The following is a 17644-nucleotide window of genomic DNA, read 5'->3' as shown; positions in this document are numbered from 1 at the left end:
CGTTCCTGTGCCTTCCGCTCACAGTTGGCGTGCAACGCACCCAATGTCTATGGAAGGTGACGTGTTGTGAGGAAAGGCTTCTCTTCTTCATGGCCGCCAAGCGGCCTGCCACACCGCCGACTGTGCCTGGCCGCAGATATGGAGCACTACAGCCGTCTCGACACCCGGGCCCAGTCGGTCGTTCAGCGCGAGCTGGTCAGGATGATGGACGAGGCGGCGGAGCTGACCGGTCTCGATCGGGCAGCCTGGAAGATCCAGCCGCAGGGTGACCTGGAGTTGGCCGTCCTCCCCGAGGCCACGCCCGAGGAGGCCGTGCTGGGTCCGTTGGTCCAGAATCTCGCGCTCTGCCTCACGGACGCGAACACACGTCCCGCCACCCCGCGGATCAGGCTGCGGATGGCGGTGGACACCGGCGTCGTCGCGGACGCCGCCCTCGGCCACGCGGGCCCGGCCCCCGTCGCTGTGGCGCGCTATGTCAACGCGCCCCAGCTCAAAGCGGCACTCACCACCCTCGCCGTGGCGGATCTCGCCGTCATCGTGTCGGACCGGCTCTACCAGGACGTTGTGCGGTCAAGGCGGTGGGACCTCGACCCGGCGCAGTACGTGCGAGCCCACGTACAGGTGAAGGAATTCGGCGGCTACGGCTGGATCCACGTGCCGGGCCAGACTCCGGACGTCGTTCGGTCGGCCGTGGCGGAGCCACCGCAGGACCTGTCGCAGACCGACTCCCCGGGCCGGCCGACGTTGTCACAGCGTGTTCACCACGGCGCCGCTGTCGGCCGGGATGTCGTGGGCGGCCTCAGTATCGGCCCTTGCACGCCGGCCCCGTGGGCCGGCTCGGGGTCCGCCTGATGACGGCTTTCTGCGAGGACCCGCTCCGGCGCGAGCGGGATGACAGTCAGTGGGCGGACTACGGCGTGAACGTCGGCCACGCGGTGTACGGCGATATTCATCTTCACCTGCCCGCCGAACCTACCGCACACACCCGGCACCGGAACGGGGTGGAGGACCCCGCCCATACGACCTGGCACACCGCCTTGGGGGCGGCCCTTGCCGCCCTCGCGCACGCCTGCGACCGAGCTGCCGCTGCCTTGGCAAACTCCCGGCCCGACGAGGCCGGAAAGGAGGAACAGTGACAACGACTCCACCATCTGGCGTCTTCGCCCAGATTGAGCAGGGTCTCCTCGGCGTACCGGGAGGTTCCCGGCCCCGCACCGTGCACCTTGGCTCCCACGTCGTCCTGTTGTCGCCCGAGGAGTGCAGGAAGGCACTCTACGGCCCGCGACGGGACGCGTCGCTGGGTGCCGCGATCTGGCGACAGGCCGTCACCGAGACACGCGAGACAGCGGACGGTGACGGTCACGGCGACGCCAAACGGCTGCTGGTCGTCTGGCTGGTCCTCCCCGGGCTGTACCGCAATCTGCACCGGATCCTGAACCTGTGGCAGGGGATCGACCGGGACGACCTGGAGGCAGAGGCGGCCCTGGCAGTGCTGGCCGCTCTCGACGAGGCGGACCCGGATGATCCCGACATCGGTCGCTTCTTGGTCAAGAGGGCGGTGAAGCAGATGTGGGCCTATGCCAAGCGCGTCACACGGGAAGTTCCTGTCATCGACATCAGTGTCTTCGCCGAGGCCCGCAGAATCGCCCTTCCACCGGCGGAAGCGACCCCCATGTCCGAGGGATGGGAAGTTCACATCACGCCCCCGCCCCGACGCGAAGGTGTGTGTGCCACGCTCCGCTTCTCCGAGTCACGCCCCCGGCAGGACGGGCGTCGCTCAGGCAGCCGGTTGCCCGACCTGGTGTTTCGGGCCCGGCGCCACGAGGCGGCCGATGTCATCGGCACGCTGGTCCTGAGCCACGCGGGAGCCCGGCGGTGAGCGGGCGGTCGGTGATGCCGCTCGGCTTCGCCGAAGCGCTCGACCTGCCCCTGTGTATCGACGTGCGCACAAGCGCCCGCGCACTCGGCATCTGCCCGGCGACGGCGTACAAGCTGATCCGCCTCGGTACCTTCCCCTGCCCCGTATTGCGGGTGGGCGGACAATACCGCATCGCCACTGCCCACCTGCTGCTTGCGCTCGGCATCGAGGAGCGGCCGGTGTACGCCGTCCCCGTGGCGGACGACGCCGATCCTGCAGGCCAACCTGACGCCACCCACCCACGTACATCGAAGGAGCTCACATGAACGCGTCACAGAGGCTCCGGCAGGATCCCGACCAGCCGCAGAGGTGCTTCGTCGTCGGGCCCATTGGCGACCCGCACGCCGCCCCCGACAGTCCGGAGCGAGAGGTGTACGAGCACAACCTCGGCATCTTTGAGCAGGTGATCGTCCCAGCCTGCAAGAAGTACGGCATGAGCGCCGTGCGCGCGGACAGCATCACGCACGCTGGTGACATCAACGAGCAGATCTGCCGGTATGTCGTCGAGTCGGACCTGGTTGTCGCGGACGTCAGTGGCGGCAACCCCAACGTGATGTACGAGCTGGGGCTGCGGCACATCACCGGCAAGCCGACGATCCACATCGGAGAGGCCGGTCAGCTGCCCTTCGACATCGCGTCGATCAGGACGATTCGTTACCAGCGGACGCGCAGCCATCTGGCCGGAGCACGCAAAGAGATCGAGAGCGCTCTCGAGGCCGGACTCCGGGACGGCTTTGAACTCCTCACCCCGGCGAGGGTGCTGCGAGCACTCCAGACGGATGATGATTCCGTCTCCGTTTCGGAGGCCGGAAACGGCGCGAAGGCGGAGGACGAGGATTCACCTGGTCTGCTCGACGACTTCGCGGTGATCGAGGAGGGGGTCGGCGAGATGACGGCCGACATGGAGGCCATCAAGAAGACGATCGAGACCATCGCAAGGCTGACCGAGCAATCCAATGCCGTGATGCTCCACTTGGCCCAGGCGAAGGCCCCCATGAGCGCACGGCTGGCCAGCGTTGCCCGGTATTCGGAAACGCTCAGTGCACCCGCAGAAGAACTTCACACGGTCGCTGCCACGTTCGCCGGGCGGATGGTGAGCCTCGACAGCGGGGTGCGCGCCGCTCTGGGGCTGATCGAAATGGCTCCGCCCGACGGGCGTGGCGAGGGAGCGGAGGAGTTTCTGGAGCAACTGATGTCCCTGGACGAGGCTGCGCAGGACGGTCTGGCTCAGATCAGCTCCTTCGGTGCTTCAGCGGGTGCAATGGCTCGTATGAGCCGTCACCTCCGCAAGCCGGTGAAGGAGATCTCCGCCGCGGTGAAGCACATGATCTCCGCCATCACGAGGATGGGGGAGTGGGCCGCCAAGGCCCGTGAACTGGCGGCTGGTGCCACCGCCTGATAAGACCCCCACTAGCTCCGGACCTCCTCAGAGGTCCGGAGCTAGTGTCGTCGAGCCGTCGCTTGCACGCTCAGGGAGGGTTCTCTCGGTGATTGATCCGTGGGCCATCCGCCCCATGCCCTGGAACGCAAGCTCCTGTCCTTGCAGGAGTGGTCGTTGACATCGATCTCGACAGCCCTGTATGGGTGAGCTCTGGAGGCCAGGACCGGACTCCCGATAGCACCGGGGGAAACGGCCGAGTGCACTTAGCCTTTACCGTCATGAGGCGCGTCAGCAGCGCGCCACCAGCGGGGTGTGAGCCGACCACAGTCACTGTCGCGGTTGACCTTGCGGAGGTTGACAGACACCAACAAGGACAACCTGTACCGCAAGGTCCGGCTGACCTTCCTGGGCCGAGCCACTGCGGGCAGGACCGCCCCGGGTGCGGCCGGAGGTTCCCCCGCCTTTCTCCGTCGGGCCGGAGATACGGGGTCCGGGTTTGGGGAGCGGCTGACCGGAGTGCGCCCGCGTCCCCGGCGGACGGCGGCGACGTCATCGGAACAACACAGGGGCGAGGTCACGGCTGTGGCTCCCGATCGGCCCGGCCTCTGTGTCACCGATCGCACGACGAGGGAGTGTCGGCGTGCCGGCGGCGGGGGTGGGCCTGCGTCGCCGGACGGGCACGGGCATTGCAGCCACGACCTGGGACCTGCTGTGCCCCAGCGGGCCCGCCGTCGCGCCCACATCCCCATGCCGGCCTGCCCCGGCGCGGCCATCGACCGGCGCGAGCGATACGCCCTCCGGTCGCCCGCGGCCGGCGGACCGCCGTCAGCCCTGCTGCTCCAGCCACTCCCACAAGCCCCGCTCGCGGTCGGCGTCGTAGGACTCGGCGGACGAGGACATGGCCCGGGTGCGATGGATGTAGGACCCGGTCGGCGCGTCGGTGCGCCCGAGCACGACATCGGCGAGCTTGCGGCCGGCCGCCGGCGGGGCGTCGACGAGCGGTGTCACCCCGAGGACCGGGACGAGCCACTTCATCGCGAACGGGGCGGCGCCCCCCATCTCCCGGGCGAGTCCGGTACCCGTGACCAGACTCGGGTTGTAGGCGAGGATGTCGATTCCGCCGGGCAGCCGCCGGGCCCACTCGTGGACCAGATGGACGGCGCCGAGCTTGCTCGTGGTGTAGGCGCGGCGGCCACCGGAGCGGACCCGGTGGGAACGGGGGTAGGCACCGGGCCGGAAGAGCGATTCCGGATCCCTCCACAGGGGCGCCGGCATGATGCCTCCGGTGTGCCGGAGATCGCCGAAATGGGCGTCGCTGACGGTGACGACGATGCGCGCGGGAGCCCGCAGATGGAGATGAAGCCTCCTGAGCAGCAGGTGAGTCGCCAGAACATTGACAGCGAAGGTCAGCTCGTATCCGTCCGCACTCGTGTGCAGGGCGTCGCGGAGATGGACGCCGGCGTTGTACACGATGCCCCGCAGCGGCGGTAGTTCCCCCGCTTCCAGGAGGTCCTCCACCCGTGCCGAGGCGGTGTCGACAGCGGCCACGCGGGCCAGATCCACGGGGAGCGCCGAGACGTGGGGCGAGATCTCCCGCAGCCCCGGCAGGACGCGTGCCGCGGAGGCTTCCCGTGCCAGAACCACCAGATGGGTCTCCGGGCTGCGGCGCAGGAGATCTCGTGCCGCTTCGAGACCGATCCCTCCGGTGGCGCCGGTCATGACGATGGTCCGGGTCGCTGCGGGCATCACTCGCTCCTGGGGTTGAGGGAAAAGGCGCACGCCGTACCGCCGGTGATCTCGGTACGTGCCACGAATCTGCGGCACGGCACGGCCCGGTGGGAGACTTCGTCGGGCCTGGTACCGGCAGGGTCAGGCAGCGCGCTGCCGGCGGTGCCCCGCGGGAGGCACAATGAACGGGTGCTCAGCGGAGATCGGACGGACTTCGGGAACTATCTGCGCCGGCGTCGTGCCGCGATGGCCCCACCGGACAGTGGTCGGGCATCGCGACGGCGGGTTCCGGGCCTGCGGCGCCAGGAACTGTCCGACATCGCCGGGATATCGGTGGAGTACTACACCCGCCTCGAACAGGGCAAGGCGGCGCGCCCGTCCCGCGAGGTCCTCCACGCGCTGGCCCGCGCCTTCGGGCTCTCGGTCGCCGAGCGGGACCATCTGTTCCGGCTCGGCGGCGAGCAGCCTCCGCAGATCGAGGCCCCCGACGCCGTGATCCGGCCCGGACTGCTGCGCCTGCTGCGCGGCCTGGACGACACCATGCCGGTCACCGTGCACGACGGCCGCCTCACCCTGCTGGCCTGCAACGCGTCCGCCGCCGAACTGCTCGGTCCGCTGGCGGCCGGCACCGGCCGCTACGGACGCAACATCGCCTACCAGGCCTTCACCGCACCGGCGCTCCCCGACCTGCTCGGCGAGGACGGCGCGGACCTGTTCGCCCGGGCCGCGGCAGCCGAACTGCGCACGGCCCTGAGCCGGTACCCCGGCGACGGCCATCTGCACGGCATGTTCGCCGAACTCACGGCGGTCAGTGCACGCTTCCGCGACTACTGGGAACGGGGCGAGGTCGGCGCGTGGCGGTCCGCGGTGAAACGCATGCACCACCCCCGGCACGGGTGGTCGCGCTTCGACATGGAGATGCTCCACGACGCCGAGCGGGACCACTGGGTCATGCTCTACACGCCGCACGACGTGACAGGGCTGGGAACCCCGAGCAGGTGACCCGGCTGCGGCCACAGCCGCGGCCGCCCTCGCGGAGGCTGACGGACACCGTCGAGGACACCCTCCACCGCCGGCCCGCCCCACCTTCCCGGGCTGACGAAGACTCCCGCGGGCGGCTGTGGCACGTGTGTCCCCCGGCTCGTACCCTTCCGGGTCCTCGCCGCGATGGGGCGCGCCCACTCCGGAGCGGAGCCTTCGGCTGTCCGGCCTGCGCACGACTCCGGCCGCCGTTCTCAGCCGATGCCCGCCCCGGATCAGCCGGCGAGCAGCGAATCCAGGTCGTAGGCGTGGTGGCCGGCCAGCGCGGTCGCCCGGCGGCGCCAGACCGGCAGCCGGGTCGCCGCGGACAGCCCGGCCAGGGCGTGCAGTTCGCCGCGCCGGTAGGGCAGCGCCCGGGCCGCCCCCAGAGCAGCGTGATGCCGGTCGGCGGCCTCACCCGTGGCGCCCAGCAGCGTCAGGGCCCGCCCGGCGGCGTTGTTGGCCTCCGTCAGCGCCCATGAATCGCCTTGCTCGGCCGCGATGCGCAGCGCCACCCGTACGCACTCCCGGGCCTGCTGCTCCCGGCCGTCCGCCGCGTGCAGCTCGGCCAGATAAGCGTGCCCCAGGGCCGCCGGCCGGCACAGTTCGACGTCGTCCCGGCTCAGCGCCAGCGCCGACTCCAGCACGTTCAGCGCGGCCTCCGGCTCACCCAGACCCCGGTGCACGGCGCCGAGTTCCGCGAGGAAGACGGCCTCCAGATAGCGCACCCCCAGGGCACGGCTGATCCGCAGCGCCCTCCGGTAGTGCCGGTGCGCGGCCCGCCACGCGCCACTGTCCGCCTCGACCCGCGCCAGCGCCCCCAGGGACTTCGCCGTCGCGAGGTGGAGGCCCGCCGCGCCACCGGTCCCCACCGCCTCGGTCAGCAGCTCCCGGGCCTTCGCCAGGTCTCCCAGCAACCACCGGCCACGGCCCAGCTGCTCGCACGCGGCGCCCACCACGTCCGCCCAGCCCTCCTCCCGCCCCGCCTCGAGTGCCTGCCGCGCGAGTGTGTCCGCCTCGGCGCCACGGCCCGCCGTCAAATAGGCGTCCACCAGGGTCAGGGACAACCCGGCCGCCGCCCGCCGGTCACCGGCGGTGTGAGCGGCCCGCAGCCCGGCGTCCGCCAGCGCCAGCCACTCCGTCACCAGGGTGCGTCGTTTGCAGACGTCGTGCAGCAGGGACGCCAGCGTCCACGCCACCGGGTACGGCCCGTGCCGAGCGGTGTACTCGACCATCGCGGCGATGTTCCGCAGCTCGGCCTCCGCCACCCCGGCGGGAGCCGACACCACATCCGTCACCGTGCCGCCCGGACCCGCCCGCCGGACGCGATCCGCGCCGCCCTCCAGGACCCGGGCGAGCCGGATGTACCGGGCGGTCAGCCGGCCGGTCGCCTCCCGCCGGCCGGCCTCGGTCTCCTCCGCGCCGGCCCGCTGCCCCGCATACGCGCGCAGCAGGTCGTGCGGGAACCGGAACCTGCCCGGCCGGTGCTGTTCCAGCAGGTGAGCGGTTGTCAGGGCGCCCAGGGCGCGGCTCGTGCCGGCCACCGGCAGCCCACTCACGGCCGCCGCTTCCCGACTGGTCAGGTCAACTCCCGGAACCAGGCCCAGCAACCGCAGCATCCGGCGGGCCGCGGGGTCCAGGCGCTGGTACGACAGGGTCAGCGACGCCGTCACCGACACCCGGTCCTCGTCCTGCGCGACAGCGGAGGCCAGAGGCCCCCCGGCGGTGAGCTGGGCGACGATGTCCCGCGCGGTGAGACCGGGAACCGTGGCGGCGCCTGCCGCCACCACGCGCAGCGCCAGCGGAAGATGCCCGCACAGCCGGGCGACCTCCGCGAGATGGCCGTCGTCCGCCGCGGTGGCCCGTCCGAGTACCGTCCGCAGCAGGTCGGCGGATTCGTCCGGCGACAGCCCCGGCAACACCACCCGGTGCGCACCGTCGGTGACGGCCAGTCCCGTCAGCCCGCGCCGGCTGGTGGTCAGGACGGCGCACCCCCCGGGGCCCGGCAGCAACGGCCGCAACTGGGCGGCGTCGGCGGCGTTGTCGAGCACCACCAGCACCCGGCGCCCGGCCAGCACCGAACGGAAGAGCGAGGAGCGGGCCCCCTCGCCCTCCGGCACCCGGCGGGCCGGCACGCCGAGGGATCGCAGGAATTCCCCCAGGACATCCGCGGGCTGAGCGGGGGCCATGGGGTCGAAGCCGCGCAGGTCCGCGAACAGCCGGCCGTCGGGGAACGCGTCGGTCACCCGGTGGGCGCAGTGCACGGCCAGGGCCGTCTTGCCGATACCCGCGGTGCCCTCCACACAGACGATGGGGACGCCGCCGGACCGCAGCAGGCCGGTGACGCGCGCGCTCTCGGCCGTGCGCCCGGTGAAAGCGGCCGCCGGGTGGGGGAGTTGCTCCGGGCGGACGGGCACCACCGGGCGTCCGCCGACACCGTCGGCCCCCTCCGGCCACACCGCCCGTACCTCGTCCTCCGTGCCGTCCGGGAAGCGCCCACCCGCGTCCTCCCGGCCACGGTCGTGGTCACCGCCCGCCAGCACCCACTGGTGCGCCGCCCGCAGTGCGGGACCCGGATCAGTGCAGTACTCGTCGGCCAGCCGGCCGCGCACCCCGGCGTACACCTCCAGCGCCTCCGTCGGCCGCCCCGCCTGTACCAGGGCCCGCATCAGCAATGCGTGCAGCCGCTCCCGCTGCGGATGCCGGGCCGCCAGCCGCGCCAGCTCAGGTATGTACTGCCCGCCCCGGCCCAGCCGCAGCCCCGCGGCGTACAACTCCTCGTACGCGGAGACCCGACGTTCCGCCATCCGCTCCCGCTCCAGCTCGATGCCCGGACCGGACAGCCCCTCGGCGAGCGGGCCCCGCCACAACGACGTCGCCCGGGTCAGGGCGGCGACGGCCTCAGCCGGGTCGCCCGCCTCGCGCAGCGCGCGGGCCTGGGCCAGTGACTGCTCGAACTCCCACAGGTCCAGGGCGTGTGCCCCGTCGGCGCCGGTCAGCGCGTAACCGCCACCCGTCAGCACGATGCCTGCGGGCCCCCGCAACGCGGCGCGCAGTGCGGACATGTATTTCTGCACCAGGTTCACGGCGCCCGCGGGCGCCGTGGCACCCCAGACCGCGTCGATGACGCTCTCCGTGCTCACCGGCCGGGGCGCCCGCAGCAGCAGCGCCGTCAGCACGGCGCGCTGCCTCGGCGGCCCGAGCACCACCTCGGTGGTGCCCACCAGGGCCCGTAACGGGCCGAGCACCTCGAAACGTACGGCGTCGCCGATCACAACCCCTCCTCCCCGTCCCAGTATCACCGACCCACCGGCGCCCGGCGGAAGCACCGCGCCGGGCCGTCCACCGGTCCGGACCTGGGGCTTCAGCGCTTCTTCCAGCGTTCGGTCAGCGGCCTGCGGCACCGTTCGACCGGCGGGCACCCCCCGCCCCCTTTCCACCCGGCACATCGCGAGGAGCGACCCGAATGTCCCCATCACCCCCGCCACTGCGCAGGCTCGGCATCCTGGTCGCCACGCGGCGGCGTGCCGTGCTGATCGCCGGGGCGCTCCTGTTCCTGTGCGCGGCCGTGGCCGGCGCCGGTGCGATGAACGCCCTGTCCCTGTCCCGCTTCGACGCGCCCGGTTCCGAGTCGCACACCGCCGACGCCCTGATAGCGCAGGAGTTCGAGAACGGCAGTCCCAACTACCTGCTGCTGATCACGGCAAGGGAGGGGACGGTCGACGATCCGGCACTCGCCGCCGAGGCCGCCGCACTTGAATCCGACCTCGCCGCCGAGCCGGGGGTCACCGCCACCGGTTCCTACTGGTCCCGTGACCGGTCCCCGACGCTGGCCGCCGAGGACGGCCGCCAGGCGCTCATCGTGGCCTGGCTGGCAGGCTCGGCCACCGAGGTACGCGAACAGCTGCCCCTGATCACGGAGAACTTCTCCGGCCGGGACACCGAGCTGCTGACCGTCCGGCACGGCGGGGCGGACGAGATCTTCCGCGAGGTGGGGCAGGAGGCAGCACGCGACTTCATCCGGGCCGAACTCGTCATCGTCCCCGTCGTCCTGCTGCTCCTGGCGGGCGTCTACCGTCGCTGGACCGCCGCGGCGCTCACCCTGGCCGTCGGCCTCTTCGCGGTGCTCGGCACCCTGGCCATCCTGCGCGGCGTCACCGCCTTCACCGAGGTCTCCACCTTCGCCGCCAACCTCGCCCTGGTCCTGGGTCTTGGCCTCGGCGTCGACTACGGCCTCTACGTCATCACCCGCTTCCGGGAGGAGAGCGCCACCGGGGCGGACCGGGCCGCAGCGGTCATCCGCACCGTGGAAACCGCCGGACGCACCGTGCTGTTCAGCGGTGTCACAGTGGCGGCCTCGCTGGCCGCGCTGTTCGCCTTCCCCTTCCCGTTCCTGCGCTCCTTCGCCTACGCGGGCATCGCGGTGGTGCTGACCGTCTCGCTGGCCGCGGTGGTCCTGCTCCCGGCCGCGCTCGCGGCGGTCGGGCAGCGGACGCTGCGTCGCCGGCCGCCGCGCGCGGCCACCTCGGTGACAGAGGGCCGCTGGTACCGGATGACCGTGCGGGTGATGCGCAGGCCGCTGCTGTTCGGGCTGCCTGCCCTGGCCGCGCTGCTGATGCTGGGCGCTCCGTTCCTGGGGGCCAGTTTCGGGCTGCCCGACGAGCGGGTGCTGCCCCCATCGGCCGCCAGCCGCGTCACCCAGGAACAGATCGGCGAGAACTTCCCGGCGGAGGAGTCCGACGCCCTGCAGGTGGTCGCGCCCGAGCCCGGCGACCCGGCACGGACCGAGGAGTACGCGCTGCGGCTGTCACGGCTGCCCGGCGTCTTCCGGGTGGACACCGAGGCAGGATCGTACCGGGACGGTGCGCTCACCGCCGCGGCCACGGAAGCCTCCCGGCGGTTCTCCTCGGCGGACGCGGTGTGGCTGTCCGTCATTCCCGGCCAGGACGCGCTGCGCGGTGACATCGCCGACCTCGTCCACGAGGTGCGCGCCCTGGACGCCCCCTACGACGTCCTGGTCGGGGGTACTCCGGCGGCCATGACGGACTTCCGCGCGGCCCTCCTGGACCGGCTGCCGCTGGTCGTCGCGCTCATCGTGCTCGTCACCGTGGTGATCATCTTCCTGATGACGGGGAGCGTACTGATCCCGTTGAAGGCCACCGTCGCCAACGCGCTGAGCCTGACCGTCATGTTCGGCGCCCTGGTATGGATCTTCCAGGACGGCAACCTCTCCGGCGTGCTGGACTTCACGCCCAGCGGACGCATGGAACCCAGCATCCCGATCCTGATGTTCTGCATCGCCTACGGGCTGTCGATGGACTACGAAGTGTTCATCCTGGCCCGGGTCAAGGACGAGTGGGACCGCACCGGCGACAACACCCGCGCCGTCGCCGTCGGCATCCAGCGCAGCGCTCCTCTCATCACGGCGGCGGCCGGCATCCTGGCGCTGACCTTCGCCGCCTACGCGACCGGCCAGGTCGTCTTCCTGAAACAGCTGGGCGTGGGCATGGCACTGGCCGTCCTGGTCGACGCGCTGGTCATCCGGACGGTCCTAGTGCCCGCCTTCATGCGGCTGGCCGGTGACGCGAACTGGTGGGCCCCGCCCGCCCTGCGCCGCCTCCACGCCCGCGTCGGTCTGAGCGAGACACCGCCCGAGCAGGCGCCGGCCGGGGACACGCACCGCCGGCCGGCCATCCGGTAGCCATCGCCTCAGACATCGGCCGGCAGAGGCGTGGCCCGCCAGGGCCGGGGCGGGTGCGGGCACGAGCCGGGGGGCGACCATCCCCCCGGCCCGTGCCCTGCGCGATGACCTCGGCGCGCGACGGACAAGGCCCGGGGCCGGAGGTTCAGGGGCGGCGCAGCCGCAGGGCCAGGAACTTGGGCTCCGTCGACAGCTTGCGGAAGTGACGCTCGCTGATCTCCGCCGCCCGTGGCGTCGGCCGGGGCTCCCGGAGTTGTTCCAGCGTGAAGCCCGAGTCCAGAAGTTCGGTCATCAGGGCCTCCAGCGGCATGCGCCACACCGGGGCCGTCCAGCGGTCCAGGAAGTCGGCCTCGACCTTCTCCGCGGTGAAATAGGAACCGCCGAACAGCTCCCAGTACCGGGTGGGGTGAAAAGTCGACATGACGAGCCACCCGCCGGGCCTCACCACCCGGAACAACTCGTCCAGGAGCCTGCGGCGGGCCTCGATGTGGTGGAACACCAGGGCCATCAGCGCTCCGTCGAACGACGCGTCGTCGAGGAAATCGAGGGGCGTCTCCAGATCGTGCTGCCGCAGCCGCGCCGCCTCACCCAGCCGGTCCCGGGCGCTGGAGAGCAGTTCCGCACTCCCCTCGATACCGGTCACCTCGGCGCCACGGGCGCCGAGTTCCGTCATGTAGTGCCCGGCGCCGCAGCCGACATCGAGAATACGCTGCCCCCCACACGGCCCGATCAGATCCAGCACCGCAGGGCGATCGTAGTGGGCGTTGTAAATGCTGTCCGTCGCGTGCTCGGCGTACCATTTTCCCATTTCTCCGTCGAATACGCCGTTGGCTTCGTCGATGGTCACCGTGCCTGCCTTCCGCAGTCGTTCGGCCGGCGGGGATCGACCCGCCTTCCGTTCGGGCACGCCGAGGCCCGTGGTGGTTACCGGTCCAGGGCGATCGGCCGGTCGGGGTATGCGCCGCTGATGAGCCGCGGAAGGAGACCGGGAAGCGCCGGGGGCAGGATGGTCTCCTCCGTCTCCCGCAGTTCCCCGGCGCTCCACCAGCGCATGTCCATCAGTTGCTGCCGCTCCTCGGCGGTCCAGGCCATCCGCCCGAAGTCCGATGACGCGGTGTGCCCCACGAAGTAGTACTCCTCCTGGTACAGGTACTGGTCCTTCATATAGGGGTGCTCGACGGACCGGGTCCAGATCAGGGGGCCCAGCTCGACGTCCCGGATGCCGGCTTCCTCGTACAGTTCCCGCCGGGCGGCCTGCTCCAGGGTCTCCTCCGCCTCACAGCCGCCCCCCAGCGGGAACCACCAGCTGCCGGCGGCCCGGTTGTGCGGATTGCATCCCTGGACCAGCAGCGTGCGGGAATCCGGGTCGATCAGCACCACCCGGGCCGCCGTGCGCCGCAGAATCTTACGTCCGTCCCTGTATTCAGCCGCCATGCGTCTTTCCGGTCATTGGTGCGGATATGCGTGGCCGTGGAGTGCCGCACTCGGGTGGAAAAGCTGTCGCCCGTGCTCTTCTCCAGGTCACGACGGGTGAACAGGAAGCCTAGGAGCGGCGCGGTTTGAGTGTCAATCAAGCCCTGTCGTGAAACGCCCGCCGCCGGAGGATTTCCTTTTTCAGCGCCACCCACAGGAATTGTCGTACCGATGAAGGGATATCGCTCCCGGGCCCCGGCGGGAAACGGCTGACGGCCGCCCACCCCTTTCATGGGCCGGCACGCGACGGCAACAGCCCTTCGGCCGGGATGTCCTCGACCTCTTCGCACACCCCCTCGCTCCGCACGCCGTACCGCGCCACCGCGCCGACAGCGGCACGGGCCTGGGCCCCGGCCGCCGGTCCCCAGCCGCACAGCTCCGGGACGAGACCGGGCGGCACCAGCAGCCGCCGGTGAACCGTCCCGGTCGCCGGATCGACGGTGGCGGGCCCGATGGCCGTGGCGAGGGCCGCCATGCGTACCCGCGCGACCGCCGGGCCCCCGACCCCCCGGTCGACGACGTGGCCGATGTAGAGCGGAGGCGTCACCGCGATATTGGTCTCCTCCCGGATCTCCCGCACCGCCGCCGCGGCGGCGTCCGCCCCGTCCTGCGGCTCCAGGGTGCCGCCGGGCAGGCCCAGGAGGCCCGCGACATCGACGTACACCACCACCCGGCCGTCCGGAACGAACAGCCACACCCAGGACTGGCGGACCGGCAGGCTCGCCGGGACCGGCTCCTCGCGCCACTCCCACACGCCGCCGCTCTGCACGGCCGGGACGATGCCGAACCGGTCCATGGCGGCCGGCACCGGCGGCGGGCGGCCGTGCTCGGTGTACACCGTGCGGCCCTCCCGGCGCGCCCGAAGCGCGGCGAGTACGGTACGGGCCTCCACCGGGGCGAGGGCCCGGGCCAAGGCGTCGGGGGCGAGGAACAGCGTGCCCCCGGTGCGGCGGCGGGCCGCCGTGGTGCTGATGCCGCCGCCGTCGAAGACGTACCGGACGGCACCGCCCGGCCCTTGCCCGCCCCAGTCGCACACCAGCAGCCCACCCAGCCGCGGGATCAGACCGGTGCTCGCCCGCACCGCCCGCACGGCGGCGGCCCGGGGCCCGAACTCCGTGGACGTCCTGCTCGTGGGCAGCCGCAGATCGCCGTCCGGCGAGCGGGTGAGCAGGACGCCGCCGGTCGCGTCCGTGACGAGCGCCGCGCTGTCGACGCGTGGCGCCCCATGGTCAGGGTTCATGAACATGCTCCGTCCACAGCGGCGCGGATCCGCATGACCGAAGGGGCATCACGCCGCCGCACCCGCCGTCCTGACGGTCCGCAGCAGGACCGACGTCGCCTCGCCCAGCCGCTCCATGTCCTGGGTGAGGCGGTAGCAGGGGGTCCCAGCGGCCAGCCGCCGCAGCAACCGGGTGCGCCGCTCGCCGTCCGTGTGCGGATACCAGGCGGCCAGGAACGGGTCGTACTTGGTCGCTTCCCCCTCCACCTGCTCGCTCAGCGCCCGCAGCGCCTCCTCCGTTCCGAGCCGGCTCACGGCGGGCCCACCGTCACCGGAGCCGAACCGGGGCAGGACGACCGCGTCCACCCGGGCCTCGGACACCAGAGGGCGACCGGTGACGCGGGCGAGTTCGGCGCAGCGCACCCAGACCGATCCCGGCAGCCGCGTACCCTCCCCGGACCGGATGGCGTCGCGGGTGTGGTGCCGGCCGGGGAACGCGTTGGTCGGATGGCCGGCCTCCGTGAGCAGGCCACGCAGCGCCGGGGCGGTACGGGCCAGCTCCAGCAGGACATCCGTGCGGATGTTGACCGTCCGGGGCGAACCGTAGCCGGTGAGAGCGGCGGGGGAGTCATCGCCGTCGGTGAGGACGAGATCGTCGTTGGAGACGAAGTCGGCACCGCCGTTGAGCAGGGCGCTCAGCACGCTGGACGTCTTGCCGGAGCGCTTGTGCCCGAGGAAGGCGATGCCGGTGCCGGCGGCGCGGACCAGACCGCCGTGCAGGAACAGATCACCCCGGGCGTAGGCCTGCCAGCGCAGCAGATGCCGTACCGAGCGCAGCAGTTGCTGCAGCGTCCACTCCCCGGCCGCGCGCGGCAGCGCGAGGTGCCGGCGGGTGTCGTCGACCCACAGCACCCGGTCCGGTTCGTACTCCGAGCGCAGCGCGATCCGCCGCCAGCCCTCCCCGGTGGGCGCGTCGTCAACCACGCTCACCCGCGGAGCCGGCACAGGGCCGCCGGCCGGCTCCATCGCGATGTAGGGGGCCATCACCCGGGCGAGCCCGTCGAGCAGTTCGGGGGAGGCGGTCACCGGGACGACCGCCCCGCGCGCGGACGCGATCGCCGTTCGGTCGCGGCTCATGGACATTCCCTTCCTGAGCATGCGGGGATCCCTGCCGTCACCGGCCGACGGGCAGCGACTGCCAGAAGGGATCGCGGAAGATCATCGACTTCTTCGGCCCCTTGGAGCCCTGGTACTTCCCCGTGTAGAGGGTGATGTCGCCCTGGGGCCGCCAGAAGGTCATCTGGGCGATGCGCATCCCCGGGTACACCGTGAGCGGCAGGGTCGAGAAGAGCTGGAACGTGACGGTGCCCAGCGACCCGATGTCGATGAGATCGGCCGTCACATGGACGAACAGCCCGGCCCTGGCCGTACTGGACTTCGCGTGCACCATGGGCACGTACGCGGTGCTGCCCACGGTCTCGCGGGACGCGCCCAGGCAGAACCCCAGCGGTTCGAGCAGCAGCCCGGTGGAGGGAATGGTCACCTCCTCGACCTCCTGCTCCTCCCGCGGGTCGATCACCGGGCTGCGATAGCGCAGGACGGTGTCCTCCAGGGTCAGATCGATGCTGTTGGGGTTGAGGTGATCGGGATTGAACGGCGTGACGGTGATGACGTCGTTCTTCACCTGCCGTCTGATTTCGGGTCCGCTGAGAATCACGGCGACTCTTCTGTTCTCGTGGGGGGTGTGTGGAGTTTCGAGGGCATCGGCACGTCGTGGCGCCCGTACCAGCCGGCGTACGGGGCCGGGACGCCCTGGATGTTCCAGAACGAGACCTGGCCGATGACCTGTCCCGGGTACACGTAGATGTCCATCGCCGGCAGCAGCTCCAGCGTCCAGCGGTGAACGGCGCCCTGATGGCCCAGATCAGCCGAGAGCTGGACGAACAGCCCCAGCCGGCCGATGGAACTGCGCCCGATGAGCGAGGTCACGTACCGCTGGCTGCCGATGCGTTCCAGGGTGTGCCCGAGATAGAGGTGTCCCTTGCGCAGCAGACACCGGCCCTCGTGCGGTACGAGCGGTACGTGGCGGGCCGCCGGCACGGCCTCGCCGGAGGTCACCACCTCGTGGATCTCCGCCCCGAGCCGGTAGTTGTAGCTGTTGGGGTTCACCCGCGCGGTGTCGAACGGGTCGACCACGATGTCTCCGGCGCGCACGGCCTCCGTGATGGCCGCGCCGGTGAGGATCACCGGGTCGCCTGTTTCGGCAGCAGGTCGTGGACCAGGCCGCGGAAGTCCTCGTCCAGCAGCACCGGCGATCCCCAGTCGCGCCACGTGTCGCGCTCCAGGGGGTGGCGCACGGCGTAGAAGGACAGGATGCCGAGCAGGGCCCACAGTTCGAAGTGCGGCACCATCTCCGCGTCCGCCGGGCACTGGCTCGCCAGCACCTCGTCGAGGAAGGCCGCGTGGTACGGGCGGTGCCGCAGATGCGCGCCGACGGCCGCCACCGCGTGCGCCGGTGTGGACACGGCGGCGATCGGCACATTGAGCGCGACGATCCGCCGGTCGGGGGTGAGGATGAAGTTCTTGAGGTTGGCGTCGATGGGGACGACGGCGTGCGGGGCCGGATTGCGCCGCAGCGCCGCGCCCAGTCCGTGCTCCACCCAGGCGTCGACGGCGTCGCCGGTCCGCGTGCCCTCGTAGAAGGGCCGGGCCCGCCCCCAGTAGCGGGCGGCGTACCCCACGACGAACTCCTCGTGCGAGGCCAGCTGTGGCGCCGTCCTCTTGTACGGACCGTAGCCCTCGTGCATCCGCGGCAGCTGACGGCACGCCAGCAGAAAACGTCCGAGGTACGCGGCCAGCTCCTGCGGCGACGGTGCCCGCTCGTCCCCGGCGAGCACGGTGGCCAGGTCCGTGCCGGGCACGTACGCGGCCAGCGTCCCGTCGAACGGATCGCCCTGCGCCCGGTCGAGGACGTGGTGGATCCGCTGCACCGGGACCGAACGGGCGAGCGCCTCATTGGAATCGGCCAGGTAGGAGAGCGGGATATCGGTGTCCGTGAGGTGCTTGGCCACGAGCTGCCGGCCCGCGTCGTCCACCAGGAAGACGGAGTTGTTCGACGTGCTGAGCCGGCTCACGCGCGCCCCCGGGTACCGGGCCACGAGATACCTCTCGAAACTGGACATGGACTCCCACTCTCCTGTGCGT

16 protein-coding genes are annotated in these 17644 nt (G+C 71.6%); 7 read left to right on the top strand and 9 right to left on the bottom strand.

Annotated features, from left to right (window positions below; translation table 11 throughout):
- Window positions 1-138 precede the first annotated feature (138 nt).
- From ACTFAP_RS00450 to ACTFAP_RS00430, 5 genes are all read left to right on the top strand, one after another.
- Window positions 139-852: a hypothetical protein gene (locus tag ACTFAP_RS00450; protein ID WP_500467924.1), complete on the top strand. Its 714-nt coding sequence runs from the start codon at window positions 139-141 to the stop codon at window positions 850-852.
- A complete protein-coding gene (locus ACTFAP_RS00445; RefSeq protein WP_500467923.1) occupies window positions 852-1136 on the top strand; it encodes a hypothetical protein in 285 nt (94 codons plus the stop codon). The genes ACTFAP_RS00450 and ACTFAP_RS00445 overlap by 1 nt, the downstream gene beginning before the upstream one ends.
- A gap of 80 nt (window positions 1137-1216) precedes the next feature.
- Window positions 1217-1879 (top strand): hypothetical protein, encoded by a 663-nt coding sequence (locus tag ACTFAP_RS00440; RefSeq protein WP_500467922.1) that lies wholly within the window; start codon window positions 1217-1219, stop codon window positions 1877-1879.
- The gene (locus ACTFAP_RS00435) at window positions 1876-2184 is read left to right on the top strand and encodes a helix-turn-helix domain-containing protein (RefSeq protein WP_500467921.1); all 309 of its coding nucleotides are present in this window, start codon (window positions 1876-1878) and stop codon (window positions 2182-2184) included. The genes ACTFAP_RS00440 and ACTFAP_RS00435 overlap by 4 nt, the downstream gene beginning before the upstream one ends.
- Complete coding sequence (locus ACTFAP_RS00430; RefSeq protein ID WP_500467920.1) at window positions 2181-3317, top strand: hypothetical protein; 1137 nt, start codon at window positions 2181-2183, stop codon at window positions 3315-3317. The genes ACTFAP_RS00435 and ACTFAP_RS00430 overlap by 4 nt, the downstream gene beginning before the upstream one ends.
- An 807-nt stretch (window positions 3318-4124) precedes the next feature.
- Here ACTFAP_RS00430 and ACTFAP_RS00425 read toward each other — a convergent pair.
- The gene (locus ACTFAP_RS00425; protein ID WP_500467919.1) at window positions 4125-5045 is read right to left on the bottom strand and encodes an SDR family NAD(P)-dependent oxidoreductase; all 921 of its coding nucleotides are present in this window, start codon (window positions 5043-5045) and stop codon (window positions 4125-4127) included.
- 171 nt (window positions 5046-5216) lie between these two features.
- Here ACTFAP_RS00425 and ACTFAP_RS00420 point away from each other — a divergent pair, with 171 nt between their 5' ends.
- Window positions 5217-6029 (top strand): helix-turn-helix domain-containing protein, encoded by an 813-nt coding sequence (locus ACTFAP_RS00420; RefSeq protein ID WP_500467918.1) that lies wholly within the window; start codon window positions 5217-5219, stop codon window positions 6027-6029.
- Between the two features lie 254 nt (window positions 6030-6283).
- Here the strand turns inward: ACTFAP_RS00420 and ACTFAP_RS00415 are convergent, their stop codons facing one another.
- Entirely contained in the window at window positions 6284-9322 is a 3039-nt protein-coding gene (locus ACTFAP_RS00415) for an AfsR/SARP family transcriptional regulator (protein ID WP_500467917.1), read from the bottom strand.
- Window positions 9323-9513: 191 nt separating this feature from the next.
- Here ACTFAP_RS00415 and ACTFAP_RS00410 point away from each other — a divergent pair, with 191 nt between their 5' ends.
- A complete protein-coding gene (locus ACTFAP_RS00410) occupies window positions 9514-11748 on the top strand; it encodes an MMPL family transporter (RefSeq protein ID WP_500467916.1) in 2235 nt (744 codons plus the stop codon).
- A 145-nt stretch (window positions 11749-11893) separates the two neighbouring features.
- On the opposite strand, the gene ACTFAP_RS00405 is transcribed toward ACTFAP_RS00410, so the two are convergent.
- From ACTFAP_RS00405 to ACTFAP_RS00375, 7 genes are all read right to left on the bottom strand, one after another.
- Window positions 11894-12595 (bottom strand): class I SAM-dependent methyltransferase, encoded by a 702-nt coding sequence (locus ACTFAP_RS00405; protein ID WP_500467915.1) that lies wholly within the window; start codon window positions 12593-12595, stop codon window positions 11894-11896.
- Between the two features lie 77 nt (window positions 12596-12672).
- Window positions 12673-13182 carry an NUDIX hydrolase gene (locus ACTFAP_RS00400; protein ID WP_500467914.1) on the bottom strand — a complete coding sequence of 170 codons (510 nt, stop codon included), beginning with the start codon at window positions 13180-13182 and terminating at the stop codon, window positions 12673-12675.
- Between the two features lie 268 nt (window positions 13183-13450).
- Window positions 13451-14461 (bottom strand): NUDIX domain-containing protein, encoded by a 1011-nt coding sequence (locus ACTFAP_RS00395; RefSeq protein ID WP_500467913.1) that lies wholly within the window; start codon window positions 14459-14461, stop codon window positions 13451-13453.
- A 48-nt stretch (window positions 14462-14509) separates the two neighbouring features.
- Window positions 14510-15577 (bottom strand): hypothetical protein, encoded by a 1068-nt coding sequence (locus tag ACTFAP_RS00390; protein ID WP_495683039.1) that lies wholly within the window; start codon window positions 15575-15577, stop codon window positions 14510-14512.
- A gap of 37 nt (window positions 15578-15614) precedes the next feature.
- Window positions 15615-16157, bottom strand: coding sequence for a dCTP deaminase (dcd, locus tag ACTFAP_RS00385; RefSeq protein ID WP_390115569.1), 543 nt, complete (start codon window positions 16155-16157; stop codon window positions 15615-15617).
- Window positions 16154-16687, bottom strand: coding sequence for a dCTP deaminase domain-containing protein (locus tag ACTFAP_RS00380; protein WP_495683038.1), 534 nt, complete (start codon window positions 16685-16687; stop codon window positions 16154-16156). The genes dcd and ACTFAP_RS00380 overlap by 4 nt, the downstream gene beginning before the upstream one ends.
- Window positions 16684-17622: a hypothetical protein gene (locus ACTFAP_RS00375; protein WP_500467912.1), complete on the bottom strand. Its 939-nt coding sequence runs from the start codon at window positions 17620-17622 to the stop codon at window positions 16684-16686. The genes ACTFAP_RS00380 and ACTFAP_RS00375 overlap by 4 nt, the downstream gene beginning before the upstream one ends.
- Window positions 17623-17644 lie beyond the last annotated feature (22 nt).

It is taken from the genome of Streptomyces sp. PH9007 (genome assembly GCF_059813725.1).
Note: the sequence above shows the minus strand (reverse complement) of the source record. Positions and strands in the feature narration are given on the sequence as shown.